This is a genomic window from Paraburkholderia sp. MM6662-R1 (assembly GCF_050436245.1).
GTDB lineage: Bacteria > Pseudomonadota > Gammaproteobacteria > Burkholderiales > Burkholderiaceae > Paraburkholderia > Paraburkholderia tuberum.
The window spans coordinates 2,564,648-2,586,951 of the sequence record NZ_JBNDLV010000001.1 but is presented as its reverse complement, the minus strand read 5'-3'; the positions used below and the strand labels follow the sequence as shown (position 1 = coordinate 2,586,951).

The window sequence follows — 22,304 nt, the reverse complement described above, 5'->3', positions numbered from 1 at the left end:
TGTGACGCGCGGTTCACACGCACGCTTCACGTCCGCGGCGGAAAACGGGACCGGTGCGCTCACCGAGTCATGTCACACAGCTGACATCGACGCGTCAACACCGGTATGCGCGGCCATGCTGCCGCTCACGCGCGCGCGACGATCCTCGCGGATCATGTCGCTGGCGCGCTCGGCGATCATCAGCGTCGGCGAATTGGTGTTACCTGACGTGATGTTGGGCATCACCGACGCATCGACGACACGCAAGCCCTCGACTCCGATAACTCGTAGCCGGTTGTCGACGACCGCGGCGGGATCGTCGGTCGTGCCCATGCGGCAGGTGCCGACCGGATGGAAGATCGTCGTGCCGACCGCGCTCGCGGCCTGCTGCAATTCTTCTTCACTTTGATACTGGAGGCCCGGCAGGATCTCCCGCGGCTGATAGCGCGCGAGCGCGGGCGCCGCGACGATGCGACGCGTCAGACGTAGCGCGTTCGCGGCGACGTGGCGGTCGTAGTCGGTCGACAGATAGTTCGGCGCGATCAACGGTGGCGCGCAAGCATCGGCCGACGCAATATGAATGCTGCCGCGCGACGTGGGGCGCAGCTGACACACCGAAGCCGTGAACGCATTGAAGCGATGCAGCGGTTCCCCGAAGCGATCAAGCGACAAAGGCTGCACGTGATACTCGAGATCGGGTCGCGACAGCGAGCGATTGTCGGCGTCGGACTTCGCGAACGCGCCGAGTTGCGACGGCGACATCGACATGGGTCCACTCTGAAACAACGCGTACTGCATGCCGATCATCAGCTTGCCCCACCAGTGCGCGGACATCGTATTCAGCGTGCGCACGCCCTGCACCTGATACGCCATGCGCAGTTGCAGATGGTCCTGCAGATTTTCACCGACACCGCGCAGATCCTGAACGACCTCGATGCCGAGATTCTGCAAACGCGCGCCATTGCCGACACCGGACAATTCGAGCAGTTGCGGCGAGTTGACCGCGCCGGCGGAAAGGATCACTTCGCAACGCGCTTTGGCGAGATAGTCGACCTCGCCGCCACGATATTCGACTCCGGTGCAGCGGCGGCCATCGAACACGACACGCTGCGTGTGGGCGCCGGTGATGACAGTGAGGTTCTCCCGCTTCAACGCGGGCCGCAAAAATGCCTTCGACGCATTCCAGCGAATGCCACGCTTCTGGTTGACGTCGAAGTAGCCGACACCGGTGTTATCGCCGCGATTGAAATCGTCGGTGGCGGGGATGCCGGTTTGCTGCGCGGCTTGCGCGAACTCTTCGAGAATCTTCCATTTGAGGCGCTGCTTCTCGACGCGCCACGGTCCGCCCGCGCCGTGCGCTTCGTTGGCGCCGCCGTGGTGATCCTCGCTGCGCCTGAAGACCGGCAGCACCGCGTTCCAGGACCACGTCCTGTCGTTCGTCACACGCGCCCACTCGTCGTAGTCTTCCCGCTGACCGCGCATGTAGATCATGCCGTTGATCGACGAACTGCCGCCGAGCACACGCCCGCGCGGATACGACAGCGTGCGGCCGTTCAGACCCGGCTCGGCCTGGGTCTTGTACAGCCAGTCCGTGCGCGGATTGCCGATGCAATACAGGTAGCCGACCGGCACGTGAATCCAGTGATAGTCGTCCTTCCCCCCGGCTTCGAGCAGCAGCACGTGGATGTCGGGATCTTCGGTGAGCCGGTTCGCCAGCACGCAGCCGGCGGTACCCGCGCCGACGATGACGTAGTCGAACTCGCCTGCGAGTCGCCGTGCGGCGCGAGGCGTACTGTCGGTATGAATCATCGTTCAGCCTCCTAAGCATTTTTGCGGCGCACGCGTGGCTGCTCGATCGCTTCCACGCGTGCGCCGCGAAGCGCTTTTATTGCGCTTTTATTGCGCATTTATTGTTTTCCTGGCGCGCTTGCCGACTTGATGCCGCGCAAAGCCGCCAGCTTACTTGGCGACCGGCATCGTGAATTCGGCGCCCTTCGCGATGCTGTCAGGCCAGCGCTGCATGATGCTCTTGTAGCGCGTGTAAAACCGCACGCCTTCCTCGCCGTACGCATGATGATCGCCGAACAGCGACTTCTTCCAGCCGCCGAACGAATGCCAGGCCATCGGCACGGGAATCGGCACGTTGATGCCGACCATGCCGATCTCGATCTGCCGGGAAAACGCGCGTGCAATGCCGCCGTCGGACGTGAACAGCGACACGCCGTTCGCAAACTGATTCGCGTTGATCAGTTCGACTGCGGAGGCGAAGTCGGGCACGCGCACGACGCATAGCACCGGTCCGAAAATCTCCTCGCGGTAGATCTTCATGTCGGGTAACACGTCGTCGAACAGCGTGCCGCCGAGGAAGAAACCCTTCTCGTGCCCCGCGACCTGATGACCGCGCCCATCGACGACGAGCTTCGCGCCCGCGGCGACGCCAGCGTCGATATAGCCGAGCACCTTGTCGCGATGCGCGCCGGTGACGAGCGGCCCCATCTCCGCCGCCGCTTCCATGCCGTTGAGGATCTTCAGGTTCTTCACGCGCGGCGTCAGACGCTCGATCAGCTCATCGGCGATATGCCCCACCGCGACCGCCACCGAAATCGCCATGCAGCGCTCGCCGGCCGAGCCGTAAGCGGCGCCGATCAGGGCGTCGACGGCCTGGTCGAGATCGGCGTCGGGCATTACGACGAGGTGATTCTTGGCACCGCCCAACGCCTGCACGCGCTTGCCGCGCTTCGTGCCTTCGGTGTAGATGTATTCGGCGATCGGCGTGGAGCCGACGAACGACAGCGCGCTGACTTCCGGATGCACGAGCAGCGCGTCGACCGCGACCTTGTCGCCGTGCATGACGTTGAACACGCCGTCCGGCAGGCCGGCTTCCTTCAGCAGTTCGGCGAGCCGGTTCGACGCGGACGGATCGCGTTCGGACGGTTTCAGCACGAAGGTGTTGCCGCACGCGAGCGCGACGGGGAACATCCAGCACGGCACCATCATCGGGAAATTGAACGGCGTGATCCCCCCGACCACGCCGAGCGGCTGCCGCAGATTCCAGTTGTCGATGCCGCCGCCAATCTGATCGGTGAAATCGGTCTTCAGCAGATTCGGGATGCCACACGCGAATTCGACGATCTCGATGCCGCGCATCACCTCGCCCTTGGCGTCGGAAAACACCTTGCCGTGCTCGCGCGTGATCAGCCCCGCGAGCTCATCGTGATGACGGTCGAGCAGTTCCTTGAACTTGAACAGGACCCGCGCGCGTTTGATCGGCGCCGTTTCGCTCCAGGCGGGAAACGCGGCTTTGGCGGCAGCGACCGCGGCGTCCACCTCGGCGACGCTCGCGAGCGGCACGCGCGCGCTGACGCTGCCGAGCGCCGGATTGAAGACGTCGCCGAAGCGCCCGCTCGTGCCTTCGACGGTCTTGCCGTTGATGAAATGGCTCAGCGCGCGTGCACTCGCCGCGCTGCGTGCGGCTTCGTCCTGCGCGGTTGCGTCGGAATATGTCTCGCTCATCTCGTTCCTCTTTCCTGTGAAATCTTCCGCTTCGCGCGCGATGCCGCGCGCACAAGCGTGCTGAACACCAAGCGTACGGCCCTTACGAGCGACAAATCCAATAAGTAATGCTCATCTGCGCTATAAGCCGCGCTAATATCAGCATATGGATCTCACTCTCCTTAGGGCCTTCGTCACCGTCGCACGCGAGGGCAACCTTACGCGTGCCGCGGTGCAACTGCATCTGACCCAACCTGCCGTCAGCCTGCAAATCAAGCACTTGCAGGAGACGCTCGGGGTGACGCTGTTCACGCGGACTTCGCACGGGCTCGCGCTGACCCGCGACGGCCAGGCGCTGCTGCCGCATGCCGAACGCGCGCTCGGCGCGGCAGCCGACGTCCAGCGGGCGGCGCAGACGCTGCGCCAGGAAGTACGCGGGCGTCTGCGCATCGGCACCATTCTCGACCCGGAGTTTTTGCGCCTCGGCGGTTTCCTGAAGCAGCTCGTCGAGACCTGGCCGCAGATCGAAACCGCGCTGCGCCACGGCATGTCGGGCTGGGTGCGGGAACAGATTCGCGCGGGCGAGCTCGACGTCGGCTATTACATTGGCCTGCCCGCCGACGACGAGACGCACGACGGCGCCACGTTTCACGCGGTCACGCTCACGCATTTCCAGTATCGCGTGCTCGCGCCGGCGGGCTGGAAAGATCGCGTGAAGGGTGCGCGAGACTGGCGCTCGCTCGCGGCGCTGCCGTGGATCTGGACGCCGCCGGCGTCCGCGCACAACCGGCTGCTGTCGCGCTGTTTCCGCGAAGCCGGTGTGAAGCCGGTCAAGGTGGCCGAGGTGGACCAGGAGCCGTCGATGCTCGATCTGGTCAAATCGGGCGTCGGTCTCACGCTTGCGCGCGACGCAACCGCGATCGCGGAGGCGCATGCGCACGCGCTGACGATCGTCGATGGCATAACGGTGCCGACGCAGCTGAGCTTCATCACGCTCGACGAGCGCAAGGACGAGCCAGCGATCGCGGCGGCGTTGAAGCTGATCGAACAGCAGTGGGCGATTTGAGCGGGGACGGTCTGACGCGTTGCGATATGAGCCTCGCTAATGCCCGCCCTCTTCCACTTGTCCGCCGAGCTGAAACCGCTCCGTCACGAAGTTTTTGCTAGATTAGCGGTTTGCGCTCGCGTAGCGCCCTCGCAGCTTTCCGTTCCGCCTGGCTTCGTCCTTCCCGGCGGCCTCCGCCTGGCAACACCAGCAACTCCGGAGCCGCCGGTCACTTCCCCCATCCACAGGAGCCTGACATGGCACGCAACATCGAAATCAAAGCCCGCGCCCGGCATTTCGACCAACTGCGCGAGCGCGCCGCACAGCTCGCGACGGACGCGCCGCTGATCTTCCGCCAGCAGGACTTTTTCTACGACGTGCCGCGCGGCCGCCTGAAGCTGCGCCAGTTCGACGACGGCACGCCGGCCGAGCTGATCTTCTATCAGCGCGACGACCGCGACGGCCCGAAGGCGTCGTACTACACGCGCAGTCCGGTGACGAATCCCGAAGCGATGCATGCGCTGCTCGCGACCGCGCTGACCACGCGCGGCATCGTCTCGAAAGAGCGGCACGTATATCTGAGCGGGCGCACGCGGATTCATCTGGATCGCGTCGACGGTCTCGGCGATTTCGTCGAACTCGAAGTGGTGCTCGCGCAGGACGACGACGAAGAAGGCGGCCACGCGGAAGCACAAGCGATGTTCAAGAGCCTTGGCGTATCGGAAGCGGATCTGGTGCCGGTCGCGTATGTCGATCTGCTGAATGCCGACGACGAGCCGCAGCGGGCGGCATAGAGATCCCGTCACCGCAGGGGCCGCGGCAAGGCATGCGCGGCTCCCCTCTTCCTGTCAGTCGGCACTGCCGGCAACGGCTTCGAACCCTCAAACCGCCGCCGCCCCCGGCGCCAGATGCCCGAGCGGCAACGGCCCATTGCGCTTGAACGTGGTCAGCACGATATTCGAGCGCACGCTATCGACACCCGGCACGCGCATCAGCTTCTTCATCACGAAGGTCGACAGGTAATTCAGATCCGGCGCGACGATGCGCAGCAGATAGTCGGCATCGCCGACGACCGCGTGACATTCGAGCACTTCGGGCAGCAAGTCGATCTGCTGCTGAAACTGCTCGATGATCGAATCGCCGTGATGCTTCAGCTTCAGGCTCGTGAAAGCGGTGACGCCGAGCCCAAGCTTTTCGGGCCGCAGCACGACGCGATAGCCATCCACCACACCGACCTGTTCCAACCGTTGCAGGCGTCGCCCGATCTGCGACGGCGACAGCGGCACCTGCTCCGCCAACTGCTGATGCGTGGCGCGGCCGAAGCGCTGCAGCACGTCGAGCAGTGCGAGATCGAAGTGGTCGAGTTCAAGCATGATAATATCCCGCACTAATCTGCCATTTAACACACGATTATCGCATAACCATCCGCTTTTACGCGAAGCTTTCGCCCTTTCCGCACGTGCTCCGCTCTACACTCGCATACACCAATTTCAGGCAATTCGTCTTACTGCAGCCTAGCCATGTCCACCGCCAGCACCGCCAAACTCAAGGAACAGTTCGACGCCGGTCTCGAGACCCGCGCCGACTTCACGATCGATCAGCCCGCTTGAGCGCTACGGCCCGCTGCCGCTGCTCGCGCGGCTCTATTGGTACACAGTGGAGTTCGGGCTGATCCGCGATGACCCGGGTCCGAACGGCGTGAAGACGCTGCATAGCCAGCAAAGCGCAGCGCCGAACCGGCTCGGCTTCGCGTTGGAACGCGTGATGCGCACCCGTTATCGCATCGATACGTTAAAACAAACCTATTTCGTCATCGATGACTTCGCGCAACTTTTCCACGTCGCGCAAACAGACTTCACACCGCTGCTGACGAAGCTCGCCAACGCACCTGCCTACGCGGCGGGCGACCTGTTCGACGGCGACTGCGTGATTACGCGCGGAATCCGCGAGGGTTGGAACACCGGCGGCGACGTTTGAACGAAAAGCCATCGCAAACCGATCCGGCCCAGCGTGCGGCGAGCGTTGCGCAACCATGAAAAAATGACGGATTCGTCCGCCTGCCGGCGAGCGTGTTCCACGAGCGAGGTAACACCATGATTCAGAAACTGACTTCCGACGAGCGAACCCGGCAACTGGCGAAACTGAATCGCTGGCAAAGCGTGGCTGAGCGTGATGCGATTCGCCGCGCGTTCGAGTTCGCCGACTTCAACGAGGCCTTCGGCTTCATGACGCGCGTCGCGATCAAGGCGCAGGAGATGGACCACCATCCCGAGTGGTTCAACGTGTACAACAAGGTCGACATCACGCTGTCCACCCATGAAGCGAACGGCGTGACCGAACGCGACATCGCGCTTGCCGCATTCATCGACGGGATTACTATGTAATACCAATAATTACGGGCCTTTATGCGTGTTTATGCCTAACTCGCCGCGTAATCAGGTGACCATGAAAGGACAATGCAGGCAATTCCCTAGGCAAACCTTCAGTTCTACAGGCTATTCTTAAGTTGAACGTAAGCTTCCCAGGCCTGCCTTGCAATCGGGTCGAAACGATCGAGTGATAGCGACTGCTGACGCTGTACAATCAGCAGCGCATACGGCTTGGAGAGCGCGCTTGCCTCCTTGCACAGAACGTGTTCGTCGCCGCTTGAAGGTGAGCGGGTGCGCCAGAAGTTGATCGCGGCTTCCAGTTCGTGAATGCTGATCTCGGACATGACTTCGTGATGGCTGGCACGGTGCTTCGATTCGGCTCGACAGCTGCTTCGTGGCGCGTCTGCCGCCGCTTCGCACGCTGGCTGTGTAGCAGGCGCCCCGGCGAACCGCTTGCCCAAACGCCTAAACCCATTGTACTTGAGCGAAATCCATGCGACTCCTTCTGATCGAAGATGACCGCCCCATCGCGCGCGGCATCCAAAGCAGTCTCGAACAAGCCGGCTTCACCGTCGACATGGTCCATGACGGCATCTTTGCCGAGCAGGCCCTCACGCAAAATCGCCACGAACTCGTGATCCTCGATCTGGGTCTGCCGGGCATCGACGGCATGACGCTGCTGTCGCGTTTCCGCCAGAGCAACCGTCACACGCCGGTGATCATCCTGACCGCGCGCGACGAACTGAACGACCGCGTGCAAGGCCTGAACTCGGGCGCGGACGACTACATGCTGAAGCCGTTCGAGCCGGCCGAGCTCGAAGCGCGTATTCGCGCGGTGATGCGCCGCAGCGGTCCGCACGGTGACATGCCGCGTCCGGAAGTGTCGCTGGGCGGCGTGCGGCTGTCGGGCGTCGACCGCCGCATCTTCAACGACGACAAACCGCTCGAACTGTCGCCGCGCGAATTCGCGGTGCTCGAAATGCTGCTGCTGCGTCATGGCCGCGTCGTCAGCAAGGCGCAACTACAGGATCATCTGACACACTTCGGCGGCGACCTCGGCGATACCGCGATCGAAGTCTACGTGCACCGCGTGCGCAAGAAGCTCGAGAACTGCCGTGTCGAAATCGTCACCGTGCGTGGCTTTGGCTACCTGTTGCAGGAAATTCGCCAGGCCGCATAATCGTCGTGAAGGCCGCGCATTGCGTCGCGGCCTGACGGCCCCGGAGCGGCGCCGCGCATCGGCTGTGCCCGCGGCGCCTTGTGCCGGGCCCCGGGCCGTCTCAAGGCGCCTCGCGCCATTACTACCGCAGTTGCCACCGCAGTCACAACTTTCCCGCGCGTTCGATCATGCACCAGCCGGCCGCCAATAGTCTGCGCCGCACGCTGCTGCGGCGCCTCGCTGCTCCCCTGTCGCTGCTCGCGCTGATGAGCGGCCTGATCGCTTACTGGCTCGCATGGCAGTACACGCAGCACGTGGTCGACCGTTCGCTCGCGGACCTCGCGACCGCGATCTCCAAACAGATCCAGATTGCCGGACCGGAAGCGCCGATCACGGTGCCGCCGCTCGCGCAGGCGATGTTCTCCGACCCGGTCGAACATCTGGTCTACCGGATCAGCACCGGCGACACCGAAATCGCCGGCGATCACAATCTGCCGCTGCAAGGCACCAACGTGCGCCGCATGCATTACGCGTACGTGTTCGAGACGCAGCACGAAGGCGTGACCGTGCGGGTCGCTCAGGTGCGCGTCGATCAGCCGAGCGGTAATCCGATCGTCGTCGAAGTCGGCCAGCCCGTGCATCACCGCTTCCGCATCGCCGCCGAGTTCCTCGTCGCGATCATGATGCCGTTATTGCTGCTGCTGCTAGCCGGCTGGGTGATCGTGTGGCGCGTCGTCAATCAGCAGCTCAATCCGCTGACGGCGCTCGCCGATTCGCTGAACCGGCAAACGCACACGTCGCTCGAGCCGGTCGACGAAACCTATGTGCCGGTCGAGATCCGTCCGCTGACGGGCGCGCTGAACGCGTTGCTCGATCGTCTGAAAGCCGCCCTCGATGCGCAACGTAAATTCATCGCCGATGCCGCGCATCAGCTGCGCACGCCGCTCACCGCCGTGAAGCTGCATGCGGAGCAGGCGGTCGTCGCACGCGATCCGCAGCAGACGCTCGCTGCCGTGCACGAACTGCGCGCCGCGGCCGATCGCGCCGTGCGGCTGTCGAATCAATTGCTGTCGCTCGCGCGCGCCGAGCCGGGCGAACAGGCGGCCCGCTTCGTCAATGTCGACATGGCCGCGCTCGCGTTCGACACCGGCGCCGAATGGGTGCCGCGCGCGCTACCGGTACACGTGGACCTCGGCTTCCAGCGCCTCGACGATCCGTCCAACGATGACCCGCTGATGGCGCGCGGCAACCCTGTGCTGCTCCATGAAGTGATCGCGAATCTGCTCGATAACGCGCTGAAGTATGTGCCGCCTTCGCGGGCCGACGGCGGGCGTATCACGGTCACAGTTTCGCAGACGCTGATCGACGATCTGCGCATGGCCGAGATCGTCGTCGAAGACAACGGGCCGGGCGTGCCGCGTTCGCAGCAGGCGGATCTGTTCAAGCGATTCTTCCGCGGCGACGGGCAGACCGAGGCGGGCGTCGACAGCGGCGCGGGTCTGGGCCTCGCGATCGTCCACGACATCATGGTGCTGCATCATGGCAGCGTGCATTACGAGGACGCACCGGAGGGCGGCGCACGCTTTATCGTGCGGATTCCGTTGCTGCCGCCCGGTGCGTCCGCAGGCGCTGCCACCGCCAACGATGCCAACGCACGGCGCGCCACGAAAAAACCGGCGCACTCGGCGCCGGTCGATTTGTAGAAGGTTTGCCCGGCTGCCGCGGCGGCGTTCGCCTCAGCGCTTCGATCAGCGCAGACAGCTACCGCCGCGCACCGACCCGCGGCTCATTTCTTCTTCGATTTCTTCGCCGATTTGCTCGACTTTTCCCCCTTGTCGGCGCCTTTACCCGACTTGCCGCCGCCCTTGCCCTTCTGCGGCGGCGCCAGCATCGTGCCGCGGCACTTGCGCGCGCCGCAGCGGCATTCGTATTCCTTTTTCAGCTTTTTCGTCTGACGCGCGTCGATCACGAGGCCGTAGTCGTAAAAGACTTCCTCGCCCTCCGCGATATCGCGCAGCGCATGCACGTACACGTGTCCGTCGATTTCCTCGGCTTCGCAGTTCGGCGCGCATGAATGATTGATCCAGCGCGCGCTATTGCCGTTCACCTTGCCGTCGATGACCTTGCCGTTATCCAGCGCGAAATAAAACGTGTGATTCGGTTCAGCCGGATTATGCGGATGGCGGCGCAACGCTTCTTTCCAGGTAATCCGCTCGCCCTTGTATTCGATCAGTCGCTCGCCGGCCGCGATCGGTTCGAGAGCAAACACGCCTTTGCCGTGCACACCCGAACGGCGCACGGCGATCCTGCGTGAATTCATTGAATGAATCCTTGTGAAGAACTGGGGAATCAAATCTGGCAATCGTCAGGCACGTCGTGCGCGCGGCTTTTTTCTGACGCGAATAGCAAACGCGGCGCCCTGAAAGCGCCGCGTCGACTTGCGACGCGCACCGCGCCACAACCGGCATCCTACACGTTGTCCACGGCTTCCTTCAACCGTCAGCCGATGCGTTCGTTCAAGGTGCGACGGGCGTCACCGTTGACCAAACGAAATGTCGCCGAACAGCGCTTTCTGCTCACGCGGTTGTGAACGCCAGTACTGCGGCGGCGCTTCGACGGTCGCACCGAGGTTAGCGGCGGCGTGCCACGGCCAGCGCGGGTTATAGAGCAGCGCGCGAGCCAGCGCGATCAGATCGGCATCGCCCGTTTCGATCAGCTGCTCGGCGTGCAGCGGATCAGTGATGAGTCCGACGCCGATCGTCGTCAGACCGGTTGCGTGCTTGACCGCCTTCGCGAACGGAATCTGATAGCCTGGCTCGAGCGGAATTCGCTGCAGCGGCGAGACACCGCCCGACGACACGTCGATCCAGTCGCAGCCGCGCTTTTCCAGCTCGTGTGCAAACGCGATCGTGTCTTCGAGCGTCCAGCCGCCTTCGACCCAGTCCGTCGCCGACACGCGCACGCCGACCGGTTTGTCGGCAGGAAATGCGGCACGCACGATGTCGAAGATTTCGAGCGGAAAACGCATGCGGTTTTCGACCGAGCCGCCGTAGTCGTCGGTGCGCTGATTGGCGATCGGCGACAGGAACTGATGCAGCAGATAGCCATGGGCGGCGTGCACTTCGAGCGCGTCGATGCCAAGACGCGCGGCACGCCGCGCGGACGCGGCGAAGGCCTCGCGAATCCGGTTCAGGCCGACGACATCGAGCGCGAGCGGCGGCTCCTCGCCCGGCTTGTGCGGCAGCGCCGACGGCGCATGCGGCAGCCACCCGCCTTGCGACACCGAAATCAGCTGGCCGCCTTCCCACGGCACGTGGCTCGATGCCTTGCGGCCCGCGTGCGCCAGTTGCATCGTCACGTTGACGTGCGAATGCTTGCGGATCGCGGCCAGCACCGGCACGAGCGCCTCTTCGGTCGCGTCGTCCCACAAGCCGAGATCGCCGGGGGTGATGCGCCCGTCCGGCTCGACGGCGGTTGCTTCGATGCACAGCATGCCCGCGCCGGACAGCGCGAGACCGCCGAGGTGAATCATGTGCCAGGCGGTCGCTTCGCCGCGTTCCGCGGAGTACTGGCACATTGGGGAGACGACGATCCGATTGGGAAGCGTCACGCTACGCAGCGTGAGCGGAGAGAAAAGCGCGCTCATGGATTACGCCCAGTGAAAGCCCGAGAGCGATCGAGGATAGCACCGCACGCGGTTTACTGCATGAACGTGGCACCTGGCTGGCCGCTTACGTCGCCATTCGGCTAGCCATTCAGACTTGCGTCTCGACGCGATCGAGCCATTCGCCGAACATGCGGCACGCGGCGGCTTCGAGCACGGGACCGTATCGGCCGGTGTCGGCGCGCAACTGACGCGCGTCGATGCCGTGGCCCGAGAGTTCGTTCGCATTCCCTATCAGCCAAGGTTCGAACCGATCGGTGCGGATCTCGGGATGACACTGCAAGCCCAGCACGTGATCGCCCCATGCGAAGGCCTGATTCTCGCAAGCCGGGGTCGATGCCAGACGGGTCGCGTTGGCCGGCAGATCGAAGGTGTCGCCGTGCCAATGCAGCATCGAGGTATGAGCGCCATCGAGATGACGCAGCGGCGAGGCGCGGCCGGCATCGGTCAGCTTGAGCGGCGTCCAGCCGAGTTCGGCCTGAGCCGCGGGGTAGACGCGCGCACCGAGCGCCCGCGCGATCAGTTGTGCGCCAAGGCAGATACCGAGTGTCGGCAAACCGGCCGCGATGCGTTTTTCGATCAACGACAGCAGCGGCGCGAGCGTGGGGTACAGCGCGTCGTCGGTAGCGCTGATGGGGCCGCCCAGCACGACCATCAGCGACGCGGCAACCGGATTGGGCGCCTCGATACGGGCAACGCCCACATCGAGATAACGGACCGGACGCCCGCGCTCGCCGAGCACGAGCTCGAGACTGCCCAGATCCTCGAAGTGCACATGGCGGATGGCGAGTACTTCCCGATTCATCGGCCTGCCCTATCTTCAGGTTGACTAACGACCTGCCGCCAACGACTTTATCCGTGCACGGCACCAGCCGGCAAGCAGGCGGCGCATACCGCCCGCCGTCGCCGGCCAGGCCATGTTAGCGGATTGCCCAGGAAGACGCCCGTTATTGGGCGAAGATCTTCCAGGTCTTCTTCTGGGTGGCGACGTCCGCCGTTTCATGCACGGAGCAGTCGAGACGCACATCGGTGTCCAACATGTTCAGGTCGAGCAGCGCGCAGTGATGCGGCGTCTTCTTCGGATTCTTGCTCGGCTGGAAATGCGTGCAGCTCAGGCACATACGATGCGACGGAATCGCGTTTTGCGCTTCGAGCTGATAGATGGTCTTGAGCAGCGTGCGATAGAACACGGACTGCTCGTCGTCGCGCAGCGTACCGACCGCCTTCGAGAGGAAGTCCGGCCATTGCGCGGCGCGTTTGGCAGCGGTGCGGCCACGCGAGGTCAGACGTACCGCGAGCGCGCGACCGTCGTCGAGTGCGCGACGCTTTTCGACGAGGCCCTTGGTCTCGAGCGTGCTGACCGCATCGCTGGTGGTCGCGGCAGTCAGCGCCGTTTCACGCGCGATTTCGCCGAGACGCATCGGCCCCTTACGTTGCATCAACAGCACGAGGATCTCGCCCTGGGTCGGCGTAAGGCCCGCGCCTTCCGCCCATTCCCAAGCCTGGCTTCGCATCGCCGTGCTCAATCGCAAGAGGCTGTGGGTCACTCGCCCGGCTGCCTGTTCTCCGTATACGCCTTCGCTCATAATCTTCGATTCGTTTATTTACCGCTTTGGTGCAATGCCGGCGGCTGCCTGCCGGAGTACACCCGTTGCGTGTGTGGGGTAGCTTCGTCCAACCGCGGATGAAACCGTTTGTACTATCTCAAAAATACACCGTCTTGGAAGCCGAAGGCGGCGAAAAACGACATTCTATGCGACAGCGGCTAATCGTACAGCTAACTTATCCAACGCGAGCTGTGGATAAGCAGGGGAAAACGTTTGGACAGCCTGTGTACCGTTTTGCAACAAGCACTTGCAGCGTGTTGAACGTTTCCTCGGTTGCGCTTGCCAGGCGTGGCCGGAGCCCGTTTTACGAGCCCAGTTATCATTTCCCCAGCGCATTGACCTTGCAGGAAATTATTCAGTTGTCCACAGCCTTTGGCAATGCCTGCTTACGACTACTACGCTGGTATACGTAAACTTTCGAAAAACCTGAAGGGTTGCGCGCGCGAAAAACCATAAAAATTTTCTTACGAAAAAAAACCCGCACGCGGCGGGTTTCGTCGGAACGTCGCGTAACTGGCGCACGCAAACGGTTTCATGAAGTCTTCGCGACTAGGCGCGCCATTGCAGACACTGCTGGCGTACTGCTTCGTGCAAGGACTTTTCCTGCGCAAACACACTGCGCAGCCACGTCGCGTCGTTGACCTGACCGCGCGCGATCGCGCCGACTTCGGCCAGCGCATTCACCGAGCCGAGCGCTTCCGCATGCGGTCCGATCTGTTCGAGCGTTTCCAGAATATCTTCGGAAATCGTCTTGCGTTCACCGGTTTGCGGATTGATGCAGGTGCCACCGAGTCCGAACCGGCAGGCTTCGAAACGGTTGAACGTGTAGACCAGATAGTCGTCTTCCTGCGGCAGGATCGGCTTATCGAGCAACAAATGACGCGCGAGCGTCTGGATGTAGCAGGCGATCGCCGCGGCACGATCCACCGAAAACGGCGTATCCATCACGCGGACCTCAATCGTGCCGAAGCCCGGCTTCGGACGGATATCCCAGTAGAAGTCCTTCATGCTGTTGACCACGCCCGTGTGGACCATCTTCGAGAAATACTCCTCGAAGCTGTCCCACGTCAGCACGAACGGCGCGCGGCCCGACAGCGGAAACGCGAACACGGAATTCAGACGTGCCGAATGAAATCCGGTATCGACGCCCTGTACGAAAGGCGACGACGCGGACAACGCAATGAAATGCGGGATGAAGCGCGACATCGAATGCAGCAGATACAGCGCGCTGTTCGGATTCGGGCAACCGATGTGCACGTGCTGGCCGAACACGGTGAACTGCTTCGCAAGATAGCCGTATAGCTCGGAAATATACTGAAAGCGCGGCGTATCGACGATCTGCCGCTCGCTCCATTGCTGGAAAGGATGGGTGCCGCCACCGCACAGACCAACGTTCAGATGATCGGCCGCGGACACCAGCGTGTCGCGAATCTTGCGCAGATCGGTGACCGCCTGTTCGTGCGACGTGCAGATGCCGGTCGACAGCTCGATCATGCTTTCGGTGATTTCCGGCGTGATATTGCCGGGGATTTTTTCGTCCTTGATGAGGCGCAGCAGATCCGTGCCGGCTTTGGTCAGATCATAGTCGTGCGTATTGACGATCTGCATTTCGAGCTCGATACCGAACGTGAACGGTTTCGAGTCGATGAAGGGTTCGAGTGACATGGCGTCCCCTGAGTCAGGTCGTTTGAGGCGAAGGAATTGAAAGACGGGTTCGTGAAACGCGCATGGCAGCCCATGCGTGTATCACGCTTACCCCTCGCGCCGCTCGGCGACGAGCGCGAGGCTGCGATAGACGAGCCACGGCGCGAGAATCTGCAGCACGAAAATCGAACACATAGCGATTGCGCGCAGCTGCGGATCGAAGTTCGGATACAGGTTGTACGTGTCGTCGACGAGCAGATACGCGAGCGCCGACATCGGTGACAAGGACAGGCCGAGCGCGATGCCCTGCTTCAAGTTCAGGCCGCTCGGCTTCGCGAACGCCAGCACGCCGACCAGCTTCGCGACGAGGCGAGCAACGATCAGACCCAGCGCGGCGACTCCGCCCAACGCGATGTGCTTCCATTCGAACGACGTCAGCGTCAGCACGAACAGGATCACCGTCAGCAGCCAGCCCGCGGTGCCGAAATGCTCCGGCCACAACTGCGGACGCACTTCGTGATTCTTCACGATGATGCCCGCGGCGAGCAGCGCGAGAATCGTCGACAGCTTGAACAGATGCGCGATCGCGATCGCGAGCAGCACGAGACCGAACAGCGCCACGAACGAATGCTCGTCCTGCATGTTCAGGCGCCGATAGAAGAACGTGCAGGTGCGCGCGAGCAGATACGCGAGCACGAGCGAGCCGACCAGCAGGTACAACGGCTGCAGGATGGTCGCGAACACGTTGCCGTAAACCTCCTGATGCAGCCAGCTCGACACGAGCTTTTCGATCACGACCGCGTACATGCTGTTCAGCGCGGTCAAGGTCAGAAGACGCTGCGTGACCTGGCCTTCCGCGCGTAGTTCGGTTTTGAGCTGGATCACCATCGCGGGCGATGTCGCCATCGCGATCGCGGCGAGTACGGTCGCGACCATCAGCGGCACGTGCAGAAACAGCAACACGGGCAGCACCAGCACGAAAGTCAGCGTGGCTTCGGCGACGCTCGACAGAATCAGCCACGGATTACGGCGGATCCAGCGCAGATCGAGCCGGCTGCCGAGTTCGAACAGCAACAGGCCGAGCGCGACGTCGAGCAGCGGCCGCGCGGCGCTCGCGGAATCCGCATCGATCACGCCAAAGCCTGCCGCGCCGGCCACGAGTCCGATCACCGCATAGCCGGAAATGCGCGGCAAACGCCACGCGCGATAGCAAAGCTCGCCGCACAGACCGGCGGCAAGCAATGCAAGACCCGCCCAGAAAATGGCGTCGGGCGAAAGCGGCCACGCTGGCAAAAATGAAAACGCCGAATTCATCGTAATGGGTTCTCCTTGGCAGCAACGGCAGACGACACGAACCGGCGCACACGCACGCCGTCACGAGCGCACGGGGAGCGCACGTTGTCGCAAGCGCTTCGCGAAATCAGCGTTGCGAGGTTTCAATGATCGGATGATCGGAATGCGCCACGGCCGCGAAGAACCGCACGGAGTCGGGCACATACACGGGATGCGGCAGTAGCGACAGGCATGCTGAAGGAACGCCGTCGACCTTGAATCAGATTCTGTTTGACCGGCACCGTTCCATTGCTGCGCGTGCCGTCAGTTGCGGTGGCACGACGCGGAAAAACGGGGATTGTGCCATAGCTTTTTCCAGGTTAACCGAAAAGACGTTAACTCGCAGGCAAAACGGTAAAAAATCACGTTATTTTCCCAGTGAACGGAAAAAGCGACCTTTTTTCGAGGTATCGCATCAGTTTCGACCACGTCGCGAACGGCGAATCCGCTCCCGGGCGTTACCGCTGCTTCGGTGATTCGATGCGCGGTTTTGTCGTTAACGCAGCGCGTCGAGCGATCCGTTTTACGCGAACTCGAACGAAATTCAGCTAGCCCGATAGGCGGGGCGTTAGCCCCCGTCCTTGCTGTTTACTGGTTTACCGTATGTATACGTAGTAACAGTTAACAAGCTGCCTCGGTTTCTGTGGATAACCTATGTTTACCGAAACAAATCATCGAGTTCCCGCCCGCATAACCGGATGCACAGCATGTGCGGCGGCTGCCGGTATACGCGAGCAACTTTTCGCACTTTTTCGCGATGTCCCAGTTACCCCGTTTACGTCCACAACGGTTCCACACGACTTGCGCCGGTTAACCGCGCCGTTATCCACAGGTCGCAGTGGATAAGCCGGAATCCTGGTTAACCTGGTTTACAGGGAGGGCGGAGTTAACGTGCCGGGCGCAGAGATAACTTCGCAATGGCCGAAGCCGGTTAACCGATCGTTCCCTGTCGCAAGGAGCGCAGCAGAAAACGCCCAGGGTCGATGTCTTCGGCGAGATCGCGTTCGAGCGGCCACGGCTCGCCTTCGATCTGCGAGGCGATCAGTTCAGCGCCGAGCGCGGCCCACACCAGCCCGCGAGAACCATAAGCGAATGCGCCGTACAGACCGTCGAGACGCGGCAGATCGAGCGGCCATGCGCCGCGCAGGCGGGCAGCATCGCGGGCGGCAGCGGCTTCGTCGGCGAGCTGGCCGATCATCGGCATGCGATCCGAGCTCACGCAGCGAAACGCAACGCGTCCGGCGAGCGAGGTCAGCGGCGCGGCATCGAGTGCGCTTGCGAACGACGGCAACATCTGCGCGACGCGCTCGATATTCTCGCGATGACCGTCCGCGCGCAGCGACGTGTCGGGGTCGTCGAGTTCATAGGTCGCGCCTGTCAGCGTGACATCGTTCGCGAGCGGCACGGCGTAGCCCTCGCCGATCACCGGCAGCGCGAGCGGCGCGACGGTATCCGCCGGCAGCAAGCTCAACTGACCACGAATGCTGCGGGTCGGCGCATGACGCAAGCCAGCGATGCGCGCAGCTTCATGCGCACCAGCGACGATCACGACCGGCGCTCGCGCGACTACCTTTCCCGCGATATCGAAGACGGTCCACTGATCGCCGGAACGTTCGAGCCGCGCGACGTCCACACCGAAGCGTCGTTCGAGCAAGCCGCCTGCCGATGCGAATTGCGCCGCGCACAGCGAAGCCGGATCGATCCAGCCGCCGCGCGGAAAGAACCAGCCGCCACGCGCGAGCGGCACGCCGGCGAGTCGCTCGGCATCGGACGCGCACACCGGCGTCACGTAGTCGGACGGATAGCGGAACGCGCCGATGGCCTCGCCGATTGCGCGCGCCTCGTCGTCGTCCGCGGCGATCTGCAGCAGACCGCGATCGCCGCGCGCGAGCCGATGCCCCGCACTTTCGAGCGCGGCCCAACGATTGAGCGAGTACAGAAAGCCCGCCCGCGTGACGCGCGACGCGACGCTGTCGTCGCGCGAAATCATTGGGTGGAATACGCCGGCTGGATTGCCAGACGCATCTTGTGCAACCGACGCATGCCGCTCGAGCGAAGTCACGCGCCAGCCGCGCGCCGCAAGCCGCTCGATCACCGCGCAGCCGGCCAGTCCCGCACCGATCACGACCGCGTGTCGTTCGTCGTGCCCGAACGGCGCGGGCGGCTCATAACGGCGCACACGCCAGCGCGGCGCGAAGCGACCGACCAGCATCGCGCGTTTCCAGCCGAAGCCGTCGACCTTGCGATACTCGAAGCCGCATTGCGTCAATGCGCGTTTGACGTCGCCCGCGCTGCTATAGGTGGAGAAGGTCGCGTCATCGCCCGCGACGCGCGCGAGCGCCTTGAAGATCGCCGGGCTCCACAGCTCTGGATTTTTCGCGGGCGCAAAGCCATCCAGATAGAACGCATCGGCACGCAGCCGCAGTGTGGGCAGGCTGTCGAGCGCATCGGCGAAGATCAACGTCAGCACGACGCGGCCGCCTTCGAATTCGAGCCGGTGCGTGCCGGGCACGAGCATCGGCCAAGCGTTCGCGAGCGTGTCAGCGAGCCCGGCGATCAGCGGATCGGAGATCGTCGTTGCGTGAACGCGGCGCAGATCGGCGGCGCTAAACGGATGCTTCTCGGTCGACACGAAATGCAGCCGCTCGCAGCGAGCCGGATCGGCGCGCCATGCGGCCCACGTGACGAGAAAGTTGATGCCGATGCCAAAGCCGGTTTCGAGCACGGTGAACGTACGGCGGCTCTGCCATCTTTCGGGCAATTCGTTGCCGCGTAGAAAGACGTAGTGAGCCTGCTCGAGCGCGCCGACGGCGCTGTGATAGATGTCGTCGTAGTGTGGTGAAAAGGGGCTGCCGTTGTCGCGGAAAGCGAGGACGGCGGGGATCAGCGGATCGGTCATGCGCGGTGGGAAAACACGCTCAAAAGGTCGCTCGAAAGAGCGGGTTCGATGGTTCGAGCCGGCGCGCGCTGCGCGCGAGTCGCCGTAAAAGACCCATCAGGACGCATTTAGACGCTTTGCTGCGTTGGCAAAAACCAACGCTAACCCCCGCCAGGACTGGGTTTCAGCCCTCGTTTAGGGGGTGCTGAGGGGCAAAATTTCGATTTCCTTGCAAGAACGGCCCGAAAACCGTGCAATTCCTCGAAACCCTTATCCTGATTGGGTTTGCGCTGCGCTATCATAGCAAGCGCCGCGAAGGGAGCGGCAGCACGGCCGCCGAACAGGGTTTTGTCCGGCGCGGGAGATCGTCAGGATCAGGGCCGCAGCTGCTCGACGGCGCGGTGCGCGCACGTATAATCGGCGCGGTCGCGCTGTTCGTATCAACCTAAACTCAGAAAGGAACCTTAATGAACAAACAGGAACTGATCGACGCTGTCGCAGGACAGACGGGCGCCAGCAAGGCTCAAACCGGTGAAACGCTGGACACGTTGCTTGAAGTGATCAAGAAGTCTGTGTCGAAGGGTGAGGCGGTCCAGTTGATTGGCTTCGGTAGCTTTGGTTCGGGCAAGCGCGCAGCGCGTACGGGTCGTAATCCGAAGACCGGCGAAACTATCAAGATCCCGGCTGCCAAGACCGTCAAATTCACGGCAGGCAAGGCGTTCAAGGACTCGGTCAACAAGCGCTAGGCAGATTCCTGCCGGGCAGTTGACACCCGCGAGAAAAACCCGCCAGTGGCGGGTTTTTTTTCGTCCATGCATATGGTTCAAGCGCGGGACGTGCTTCGTTCAGTCATGACGATGCGCGTTCTCGCCGTGGTCATGTCCGCCATGTTCTCAGTCGTCGCCGTGCCCGTGATGATGATGGCCGCGATCATCATCATGATCGTGGTCGTCGAACTCCCACGCCGGGAACGGATCAGGGAACTGCTGCCAGGCTTGCGGCCCGAGCGCGTATTCGTCGTCGGTGAGCAGACAGGCGTCGAACTTCGCGCGCCACATGGCGGGGTCGATATCCACGCCGATCAGTACGAACTCCTGACGACGATCGCCGATGCTGGTATCGTCCGGCGCGCCGTACCAGTCGGCGGCGATTTCGGCGGCCAGCTCGTCGTCGCCTGCCGGCCATTCGCTGCGATCCTGCGCGGCCCACCACATGCCCGCCGGACCGTGCCGGCAAGCGCCACCGGCCTGCGATAGCGAACCGCCGATATCGTTGCGCGTCGCGAGCCAGAAGAATCCCTTGCTACGCAGTATGCCCTTCCACTCCCGATGCAGCAGCTCCCACAGCCGCTGCGGATGAAACGGCCGGCGTGCGCGATAGACGAAATGGCCGACGCCGTATTCGTCGGCTTCGCTGCGATGCATGTGGCCGTGTTGACCGCCGTGCTCGTGCTCGAGTGCCGCGAGCCAGCCCGGCGCATTCGACGCTTCGTCGAAATCGAAGCGTCCGGTGTTCACGATCTGGTCGAGCGGCACGTCGGCGAAGCGGCTCACGAGCTGCACCGCGCGCGGGTTCAGGCGTGCGAGGATGCGCTGCAATCGCGCGAGTTCGTCGGCGCTGACGAGATCGATCTTGTTCACGACGAGCACGTCACAAAACTCGATCTGCTCGATCAGCAATTCGACGATCGTACGGTCGTCGTCTTCGTCGACCGTAATGCCGCGTTCGGCGAGCGCGTCGGCCGACGCGTAATCGCGCAGGAAGTTGAACACATCGACGACCGTGACCATCGTATCGAGCCGCGCGACGTCGCCGAGCGACGCGCCTTCGTGGCCCTCAAATGTAATGGTTTCGGCACTCGACATTGGCTCGGCGATGCCGCTCGATTCGATCACGAGCGCGTCGAAGCGATTTTCGCCGGCGAGGCGACGGATTTCGTTTTGCAGCTCGTCGCGCAGCGTGCAGCAGATACAGCCGTTCTTGAGTTCAACGACCTGCTCGTCGACGCTCGACAGGTCGGCCGCGTGGCGCACAAGTGTCGGGTCGATATTGACCGCGGCGAGATCGTCGACGATCGCGGCGACGCGCAAACCGGCGCGATTCGCAAGGATGTGATTCAGGAGCGTGGTCTTGCCGGCGCCCAGAAAACCGGAGAGCACGGTGATGGGCAATAGCGGCTGGTTCATCGCGGTACGGAATACGGGAGGATTGAAAGGCGTGTCGGGAGCGGGGCCAAATGGTCGGCGTCGCTGCGACGGCGCGACAGCAGCATGAAGCCGCATTGTGCATTAAAACGGGCGCAGCCTGCGCAAGCGACAGCGCTGGACAAGCCTACTGCGCGGGCATCAACTTCCACCTGCGCAGAATCGCGGCGATCTGTTGCGAGTATTTGTCCCGCAACGCCGGCGTCTCAGAGTGGTATGCTCCGACCGCCTGCCAGGTATTGCCGTACTTGTTCATCTGGCGGCGCAGATGCCACGCCGCGATATAAACGTTCTTGCACGGCTCCATCAGCGTGCCCTGCGAGATCCCGTACTGGGCGAGCACCGGCAGATGCACCGAATTGATCTGCATCACACCGTAGTCGGTCGAGCCGTTCGCGTTCTTGTGCTGCGCATCCGGCCGGTTGTGCGACTCCTGCCACGCGATAGCCCGTAAAATCAATGGGTTGACCTTCTGATACTTCGCCGCTTCGTCGAAGCAGTCGGCGCGCGCGGAGCCGGCTGCGACGAGCAGCGCGAGCGTGGCGGCGACGGTGACGAGCGGACTTTTCATCGGTCAACAGGACTGGATAAACCCGAGGTAAGAATCGGTAAGGCAGTTTGCCGGCCGTATTTCGGCCGCAACGGCAAGCTGGCCGGGCATTTGTCGAGCATCGGGGAAAACCCGCGTCAGCAAACACATAGCAGTGAGTCGAACGGCTCGTATCATACCGGCAGTCCGACCTTCGTCAAGTTGGCTAACCGACATAAGACCGTACAAAGCCGGGTAATGGCGTCCAGGTACGGTGCTGGTTAGCTTTCAATTTAGTAACCAGCCTGCGATTCCGTAAGGATTCGCATGAGGCCCCTTGTTTTGTTTCAAATCCGACATGAAAAGCTGTTACTGTTCGTTTTTTTCGGGCGTCGGGACGCT

20 protein-coding genes and 1 pseudogene are annotated in these 22,304 nt (G+C 62.8%); 8 read left to right on the top strand and 13 right to left on the bottom strand.

Features of this window, described 5'->3' with window-relative positions:
• Positions 1 to 72: 72 nt before the first annotated feature.
• Both OKW39_RS12175 and OKW39_RS12170 read right to left on the bottom strand, forming a co-directional pair.
• Positions 73 to 1,788: a GMC family oxidoreductase gene (locus tag OKW39_RS12175; RefSeq protein WP_429562765.1), complete on the bottom strand. Its 1,716-nt coding sequence runs from the start codon at positions 1,786 to 1,788 to the stop codon at positions 73 to 75.
• A gap of 150 nt (positions 1,789 to 1,938) precedes the next feature.
• Positions 1,939 to 3,492 carry a CoA-acylating methylmalonate-semialdehyde dehydrogenase gene (locus tag OKW39_RS12170; RefSeq protein WP_429562764.1) on the bottom strand — a complete coding sequence of 518 codons (1,554 nt, stop codon included), beginning with the start codon at positions 3,490 to 3,492 and terminating at the stop codon, positions 1,939 to 1,941.
• A 145-nt stretch (positions 3,493 to 3,637) separates the two neighbouring features.
• On the opposite strand from OKW39_RS12170, the gene OKW39_RS12165 reads away from it, so the two are divergent.
• Entirely contained in the window at positions 3,638 to 4,537 is a 900-nt protein-coding gene (locus OKW39_RS12165) for a LysR family transcriptional regulator (RefSeq protein WP_429335520.1), read from the top strand.
• 236 nt (positions 4,538 to 4,773) lie between these two features.
• Complete coding sequence (locus OKW39_RS12160) at positions 4,774 to 5,310, top strand: class IV adenylate cyclase (RefSeq protein WP_429335521.1); 537 nt, start codon at positions 4,774 to 4,776, stop codon at positions 5,308 to 5,310.
• An 87-nt stretch (positions 5,311 to 5,397) separates the two neighbouring features.
• Here OKW39_RS12160 and OKW39_RS12155 read toward each other — a convergent pair whose 3' ends face one another.
• Positions 5,398 to 5,889: an Lrp/AsnC family transcriptional regulator gene (locus OKW39_RS12155; RefSeq protein WP_090805519.1), complete on the bottom strand. Its 492-nt coding sequence runs from the start codon at positions 5,887 to 5,889 to the stop codon at positions 5,398 to 5,400.
• 250 nt (positions 5,890 to 6,139) lie between these two features.
• Here OKW39_RS12155 and OKW39_RS12150 point away from each other — a divergent pair.
• Positions 6,140 to 6,493 (top strand): annotated as a pseudogene (locus OKW39_RS12150) (phenylalanine 4-monooxygenase); the annotation flags it as partial.
• 116 nt (positions 6,494 to 6,609) lie between these two features.
• Positions 6,610 to 6,900, top strand: coding sequence for a 4a-hydroxytetrahydrobiopterin dehydratase (locus OKW39_RS12145; protein ID WP_184051905.1), 291 nt, complete (start codon positions 6,610 to 6,612; stop codon positions 6,898 to 6,900).
• Between the two features lie 104 nt (positions 6,901 to 7,004).
• Here OKW39_RS12145 and OKW39_RS12140 read toward each other — a convergent pair whose 3' ends face one another.
• Positions 7,005 to 7,229: a DUF3717 domain-containing protein gene (locus OKW39_RS12140; RefSeq protein WP_090802357.1), complete on the bottom strand. Its 225-nt coding sequence runs from the start codon at positions 7,227 to 7,229 to the stop codon at positions 7,005 to 7,007.
• A gap of 149 nt (positions 7,230 to 7,378) precedes the next feature.
• On the opposite strand from OKW39_RS12140, the gene OKW39_RS12135 reads away from it, so the two are divergent.
• On the top strand, positions 7,379 to 8,065 hold the full coding sequence (locus OKW39_RS12135) for a response regulator (protein ID WP_013090980.1): 687 nt from the start codon (positions 7,379 to 7,381) through the stop codon (positions 8,063 to 8,065).
• A gap of 167 nt (positions 8,066 to 8,232) precedes the next feature.
• Positions 8,233 to 9,747, top strand: a complete 1,515-nt coding sequence (locus tag OKW39_RS12130) for a sensor histidine kinase (RefSeq protein WP_429362657.1) — start codon at positions 8,233 to 8,235, stop codon at positions 9,745 to 9,747.
• Between the two features lie 83 nt (positions 9,748 to 9,830).
• Here the strand turns inward: OKW39_RS12130 and OKW39_RS12125 are convergent, their stop codons facing one another.
• The 7 genes from OKW39_RS12125 to mnmC form a co-directional block, all read right to left on the bottom strand.
• Positions 9,831 to 10,364, bottom strand: coding sequence for an SET domain-containing protein (locus OKW39_RS12125; RefSeq protein WP_018418882.1), 534 nt, complete (start codon positions 10,362 to 10,364; stop codon positions 9,831 to 9,833).
• A gap of 213 nt (positions 10,365 to 10,577) precedes the next feature.
• The gene (locus tag OKW39_RS12120; protein WP_090802351.1) at positions 10,578 to 11,690 is read right to left on the bottom strand and encodes an NADH:flavin oxidoreductase/NADH oxidase; all 1,113 of its coding nucleotides are present in this window, start codon (positions 11,688 to 11,690) and stop codon (positions 10,578 to 10,580) included.
• A gap of 109 nt (positions 11,691 to 11,799) precedes the next feature.
• Positions 11,800 to 12,513 (bottom strand): glutamine amidotransferase, encoded by a 714-nt coding sequence (locus tag OKW39_RS12115; protein ID WP_090802349.1) that lies wholly within the window; start codon positions 12,511 to 12,513, stop codon positions 11,800 to 11,802.
• 142 nt (positions 12,514 to 12,655) lie between these two features.
• The gene (locus OKW39_RS12110; protein ID WP_429562763.1) at positions 12,656 to 13,294 is read right to left on the bottom strand and encodes a MarR family winged helix-turn-helix transcriptional regulator; all 639 of its coding nucleotides are present in this window, start codon (positions 13,292 to 13,294) and stop codon (positions 12,656 to 12,658) included.
• 570 nt (positions 13,295 to 13,864) lie between these two features.
• The gene (locus OKW39_RS12105; protein WP_184060988.1) at positions 13,865 to 14,980 is read right to left on the bottom strand and encodes a YbdK family carboxylate-amine ligase; all 1,116 of its coding nucleotides are present in this window, start codon (positions 14,978 to 14,980) and stop codon (positions 13,865 to 13,867) included.
• An 87-nt stretch (positions 14,981 to 15,067) separates the two neighbouring features.
• Positions 15,068 to 16,273 (bottom strand): cation:proton antiporter, encoded by a 1,206-nt coding sequence (locus tag OKW39_RS12100; protein ID WP_429562762.1) that lies wholly within the window; start codon positions 16,271 to 16,273, stop codon positions 15,068 to 15,070.
• A 949-nt stretch (positions 16,274 to 17,222) separates the two neighbouring features.
• A complete protein-coding gene (gene mnmC, locus OKW39_RS12095; protein ID WP_429562761.1) occupies positions 17,223 to 19,190 on the bottom strand; it encodes a bifunctional tRNA (5-methylaminomethyl-2-thiouridine)(34)-methyltransferase MnmD/FAD-dependent 5-carboxymethylaminomethyl-2-thiouridine(34) oxidoreductase MnmC in 1,968 nt (655 codons plus the stop codon).
• Positions 19,191 to 19,420: 230 nt separating this feature from the next.
• On the opposite strand from mnmC, the gene OKW39_RS12090 reads away from it, so the two are divergent.
• Positions 19,421 to 19,618: a hypothetical protein gene (locus tag OKW39_RS12090; protein ID WP_090802341.1), complete on the top strand. Its 198-nt coding sequence runs from the start codon at positions 19,421 to 19,423 to the stop codon at positions 19,616 to 19,618.
• A gap of 18 nt (positions 19,619 to 19,636) precedes the next feature.
• Entirely contained in the window at positions 19,637 to 19,915 is a 279-nt protein-coding gene (locus OKW39_RS12085; protein WP_018418891.1) for an HU family DNA-binding protein, read from the top strand.
• 147 nt (positions 19,916 to 20,062) lie between these two features.
• On the opposite strand, the gene OKW39_RS12080 is transcribed toward OKW39_RS12085, so the two are convergent.
• Together OKW39_RS12080 and OKW39_RS12075 are read right to left on the bottom strand one after the other, a co-directional pair.
• The gene (locus OKW39_RS12080) at positions 20,063 to 21,355 is read right to left on the bottom strand and encodes a GTP-binding protein (RefSeq protein ID WP_429562760.1); all 1,293 of its coding nucleotides are present in this window, start codon (positions 21,353 to 21,355) and stop codon (positions 20,063 to 20,065) included.
• 145 nt (positions 21,356 to 21,500) lie between these two features.
• On the bottom strand, positions 21,501 to 21,944 hold the full coding sequence (locus OKW39_RS12075; protein WP_090802338.1) for a lytic transglycosylase domain-containing protein: 444 nt from the start codon (positions 21,942 to 21,944) through the stop codon (positions 21,501 to 21,503).
• Between the last annotated feature and the right edge of the window lie 360 nt (positions 21,945 to 22,304).

What these genes read in the sequence shown, in the direction of transcription:
- OKW39_RS12175 (WP_429562765.1), bottom strand. Translation starts at nt 1,788, where the DNA reads ATGATTCATACCGACAGTACGCCTCGCGCCGCACGGCGACTCGCAGGC.
- OKW39_RS12170 (WP_429562764.1), bottom strand. Translation starts at nt 3,492, where the DNA reads ATGAGCGAGACATATTCCGACGCAACCGCGCAGGACGAAGCCGCACGC.
- OKW39_RS12165 (WP_429335520.1), top strand. Translation starts at nt 3,638, where the DNA reads ATGGATCTCACTCTCCTTAGGGCCTTCGTCACCGTCGCACGCGAGGGC.
- OKW39_RS12160 (WP_429335521.1), top strand. Translation starts at nt 4,774, where the DNA reads ATGGCACGCAACATCGAAATCAAAGCCCGCGCCCGGCATTTCGACCAA.
- OKW39_RS12155 (WP_090805519.1), bottom strand. Translation starts at nt 5,889, where the DNA reads ATGCTTGAACTCGACCACTTCGATCTCGCACTGCTCGACGTGCTGCAG.
- OKW39_RS12145 (WP_184051905.1), top strand. Translation starts at nt 6,610, where the DNA reads ATGATTCAGAAACTGACTTCCGACGAGCGAACCCGGCAACTGGCGAAA.
- OKW39_RS12140 (WP_090802357.1), bottom strand. Translation starts at nt 7,229, where the DNA reads ATGTCCGAGATCAGCATTCACGAACTGGAAGCCGCGATCAACTTCTGG.
- OKW39_RS12135 (WP_013090980.1), top strand. Translation starts at nt 7,379, where the DNA reads ATGCGACTCCTTCTGATCGAAGATGACCGCCCCATCGCGCGCGGCATC.
- OKW39_RS12130 (WP_429362657.1), top strand. Translation starts at nt 8,233, where the DNA reads ATGCACCAGCCGGCCGCCAATAGTCTGCGCCGCACGCTGCTGCGGCGC.
- OKW39_RS12125 (WP_018418882.1), bottom strand. Translation starts at nt 10,364, where the DNA reads ATGAATTCACGCAGGATCGCCGTGCGCCGTTCGGGTGTGCACGGCAAA.
- OKW39_RS12120 (WP_090802351.1), bottom strand. Translation starts at nt 11,690, where the DNA reads ATGAGCGCGCTTTTCTCTCCGCTCACGCTGCGTAGCGTGACGCTTCCC.
- OKW39_RS12115 (WP_090802349.1), bottom strand. Translation starts at nt 12,513, where the DNA reads ATGAATCGGGAAGTACTCGCCATCCGCCATGTGCACTTCGAGGATCTG.
- OKW39_RS12110 (WP_429562763.1), bottom strand. Translation starts at nt 13,294, where the DNA reads ATGAGCGAAGGCGTATACGGAGAACAGGCAGCCGGGCGAGTGACCCAC.
- OKW39_RS12105 (WP_184060988.1), bottom strand. Translation starts at nt 14,980, where the DNA reads ATGTCACTCGAACCCTTCATCGACTCGAAACCGTTCACGTTCGGTATC.
- OKW39_RS12100 (WP_429562762.1), bottom strand. Translation starts at nt 16,273, where the DNA reads ATGAATTCGGCGTTTTCATTTTTGCCAGCGTGGCCGCTTTCGCCCGAC.
- mnmC (WP_429562761.1), bottom strand. Translation starts at nt 19,190, where the DNA reads ATGACCGATCCGCTGATCCCCGCCGTCCTCGCTTTCCGCGACAACGGC.
- OKW39_RS12085 (WP_018418891.1), top strand. Translation starts at nt 19,637, where the DNA reads ATGAACAAACAGGAACTGATCGACGCTGTCGCAGGACAGACGGGCGCC.
- OKW39_RS12080 (WP_429562760.1), bottom strand. Translation starts at nt 21,355, where the DNA reads ATGAACCAGCCGCTATTGCCCATCACCGTGCTCTCCGGTTTTCTGGGC.
- OKW39_RS12075 (WP_090802338.1), bottom strand. Translation starts at nt 21,944, where the DNA reads ATGAAAAGTCCGCTCGTCACCGTCGCCGCCACGCTCGCGCTGCTCGTC.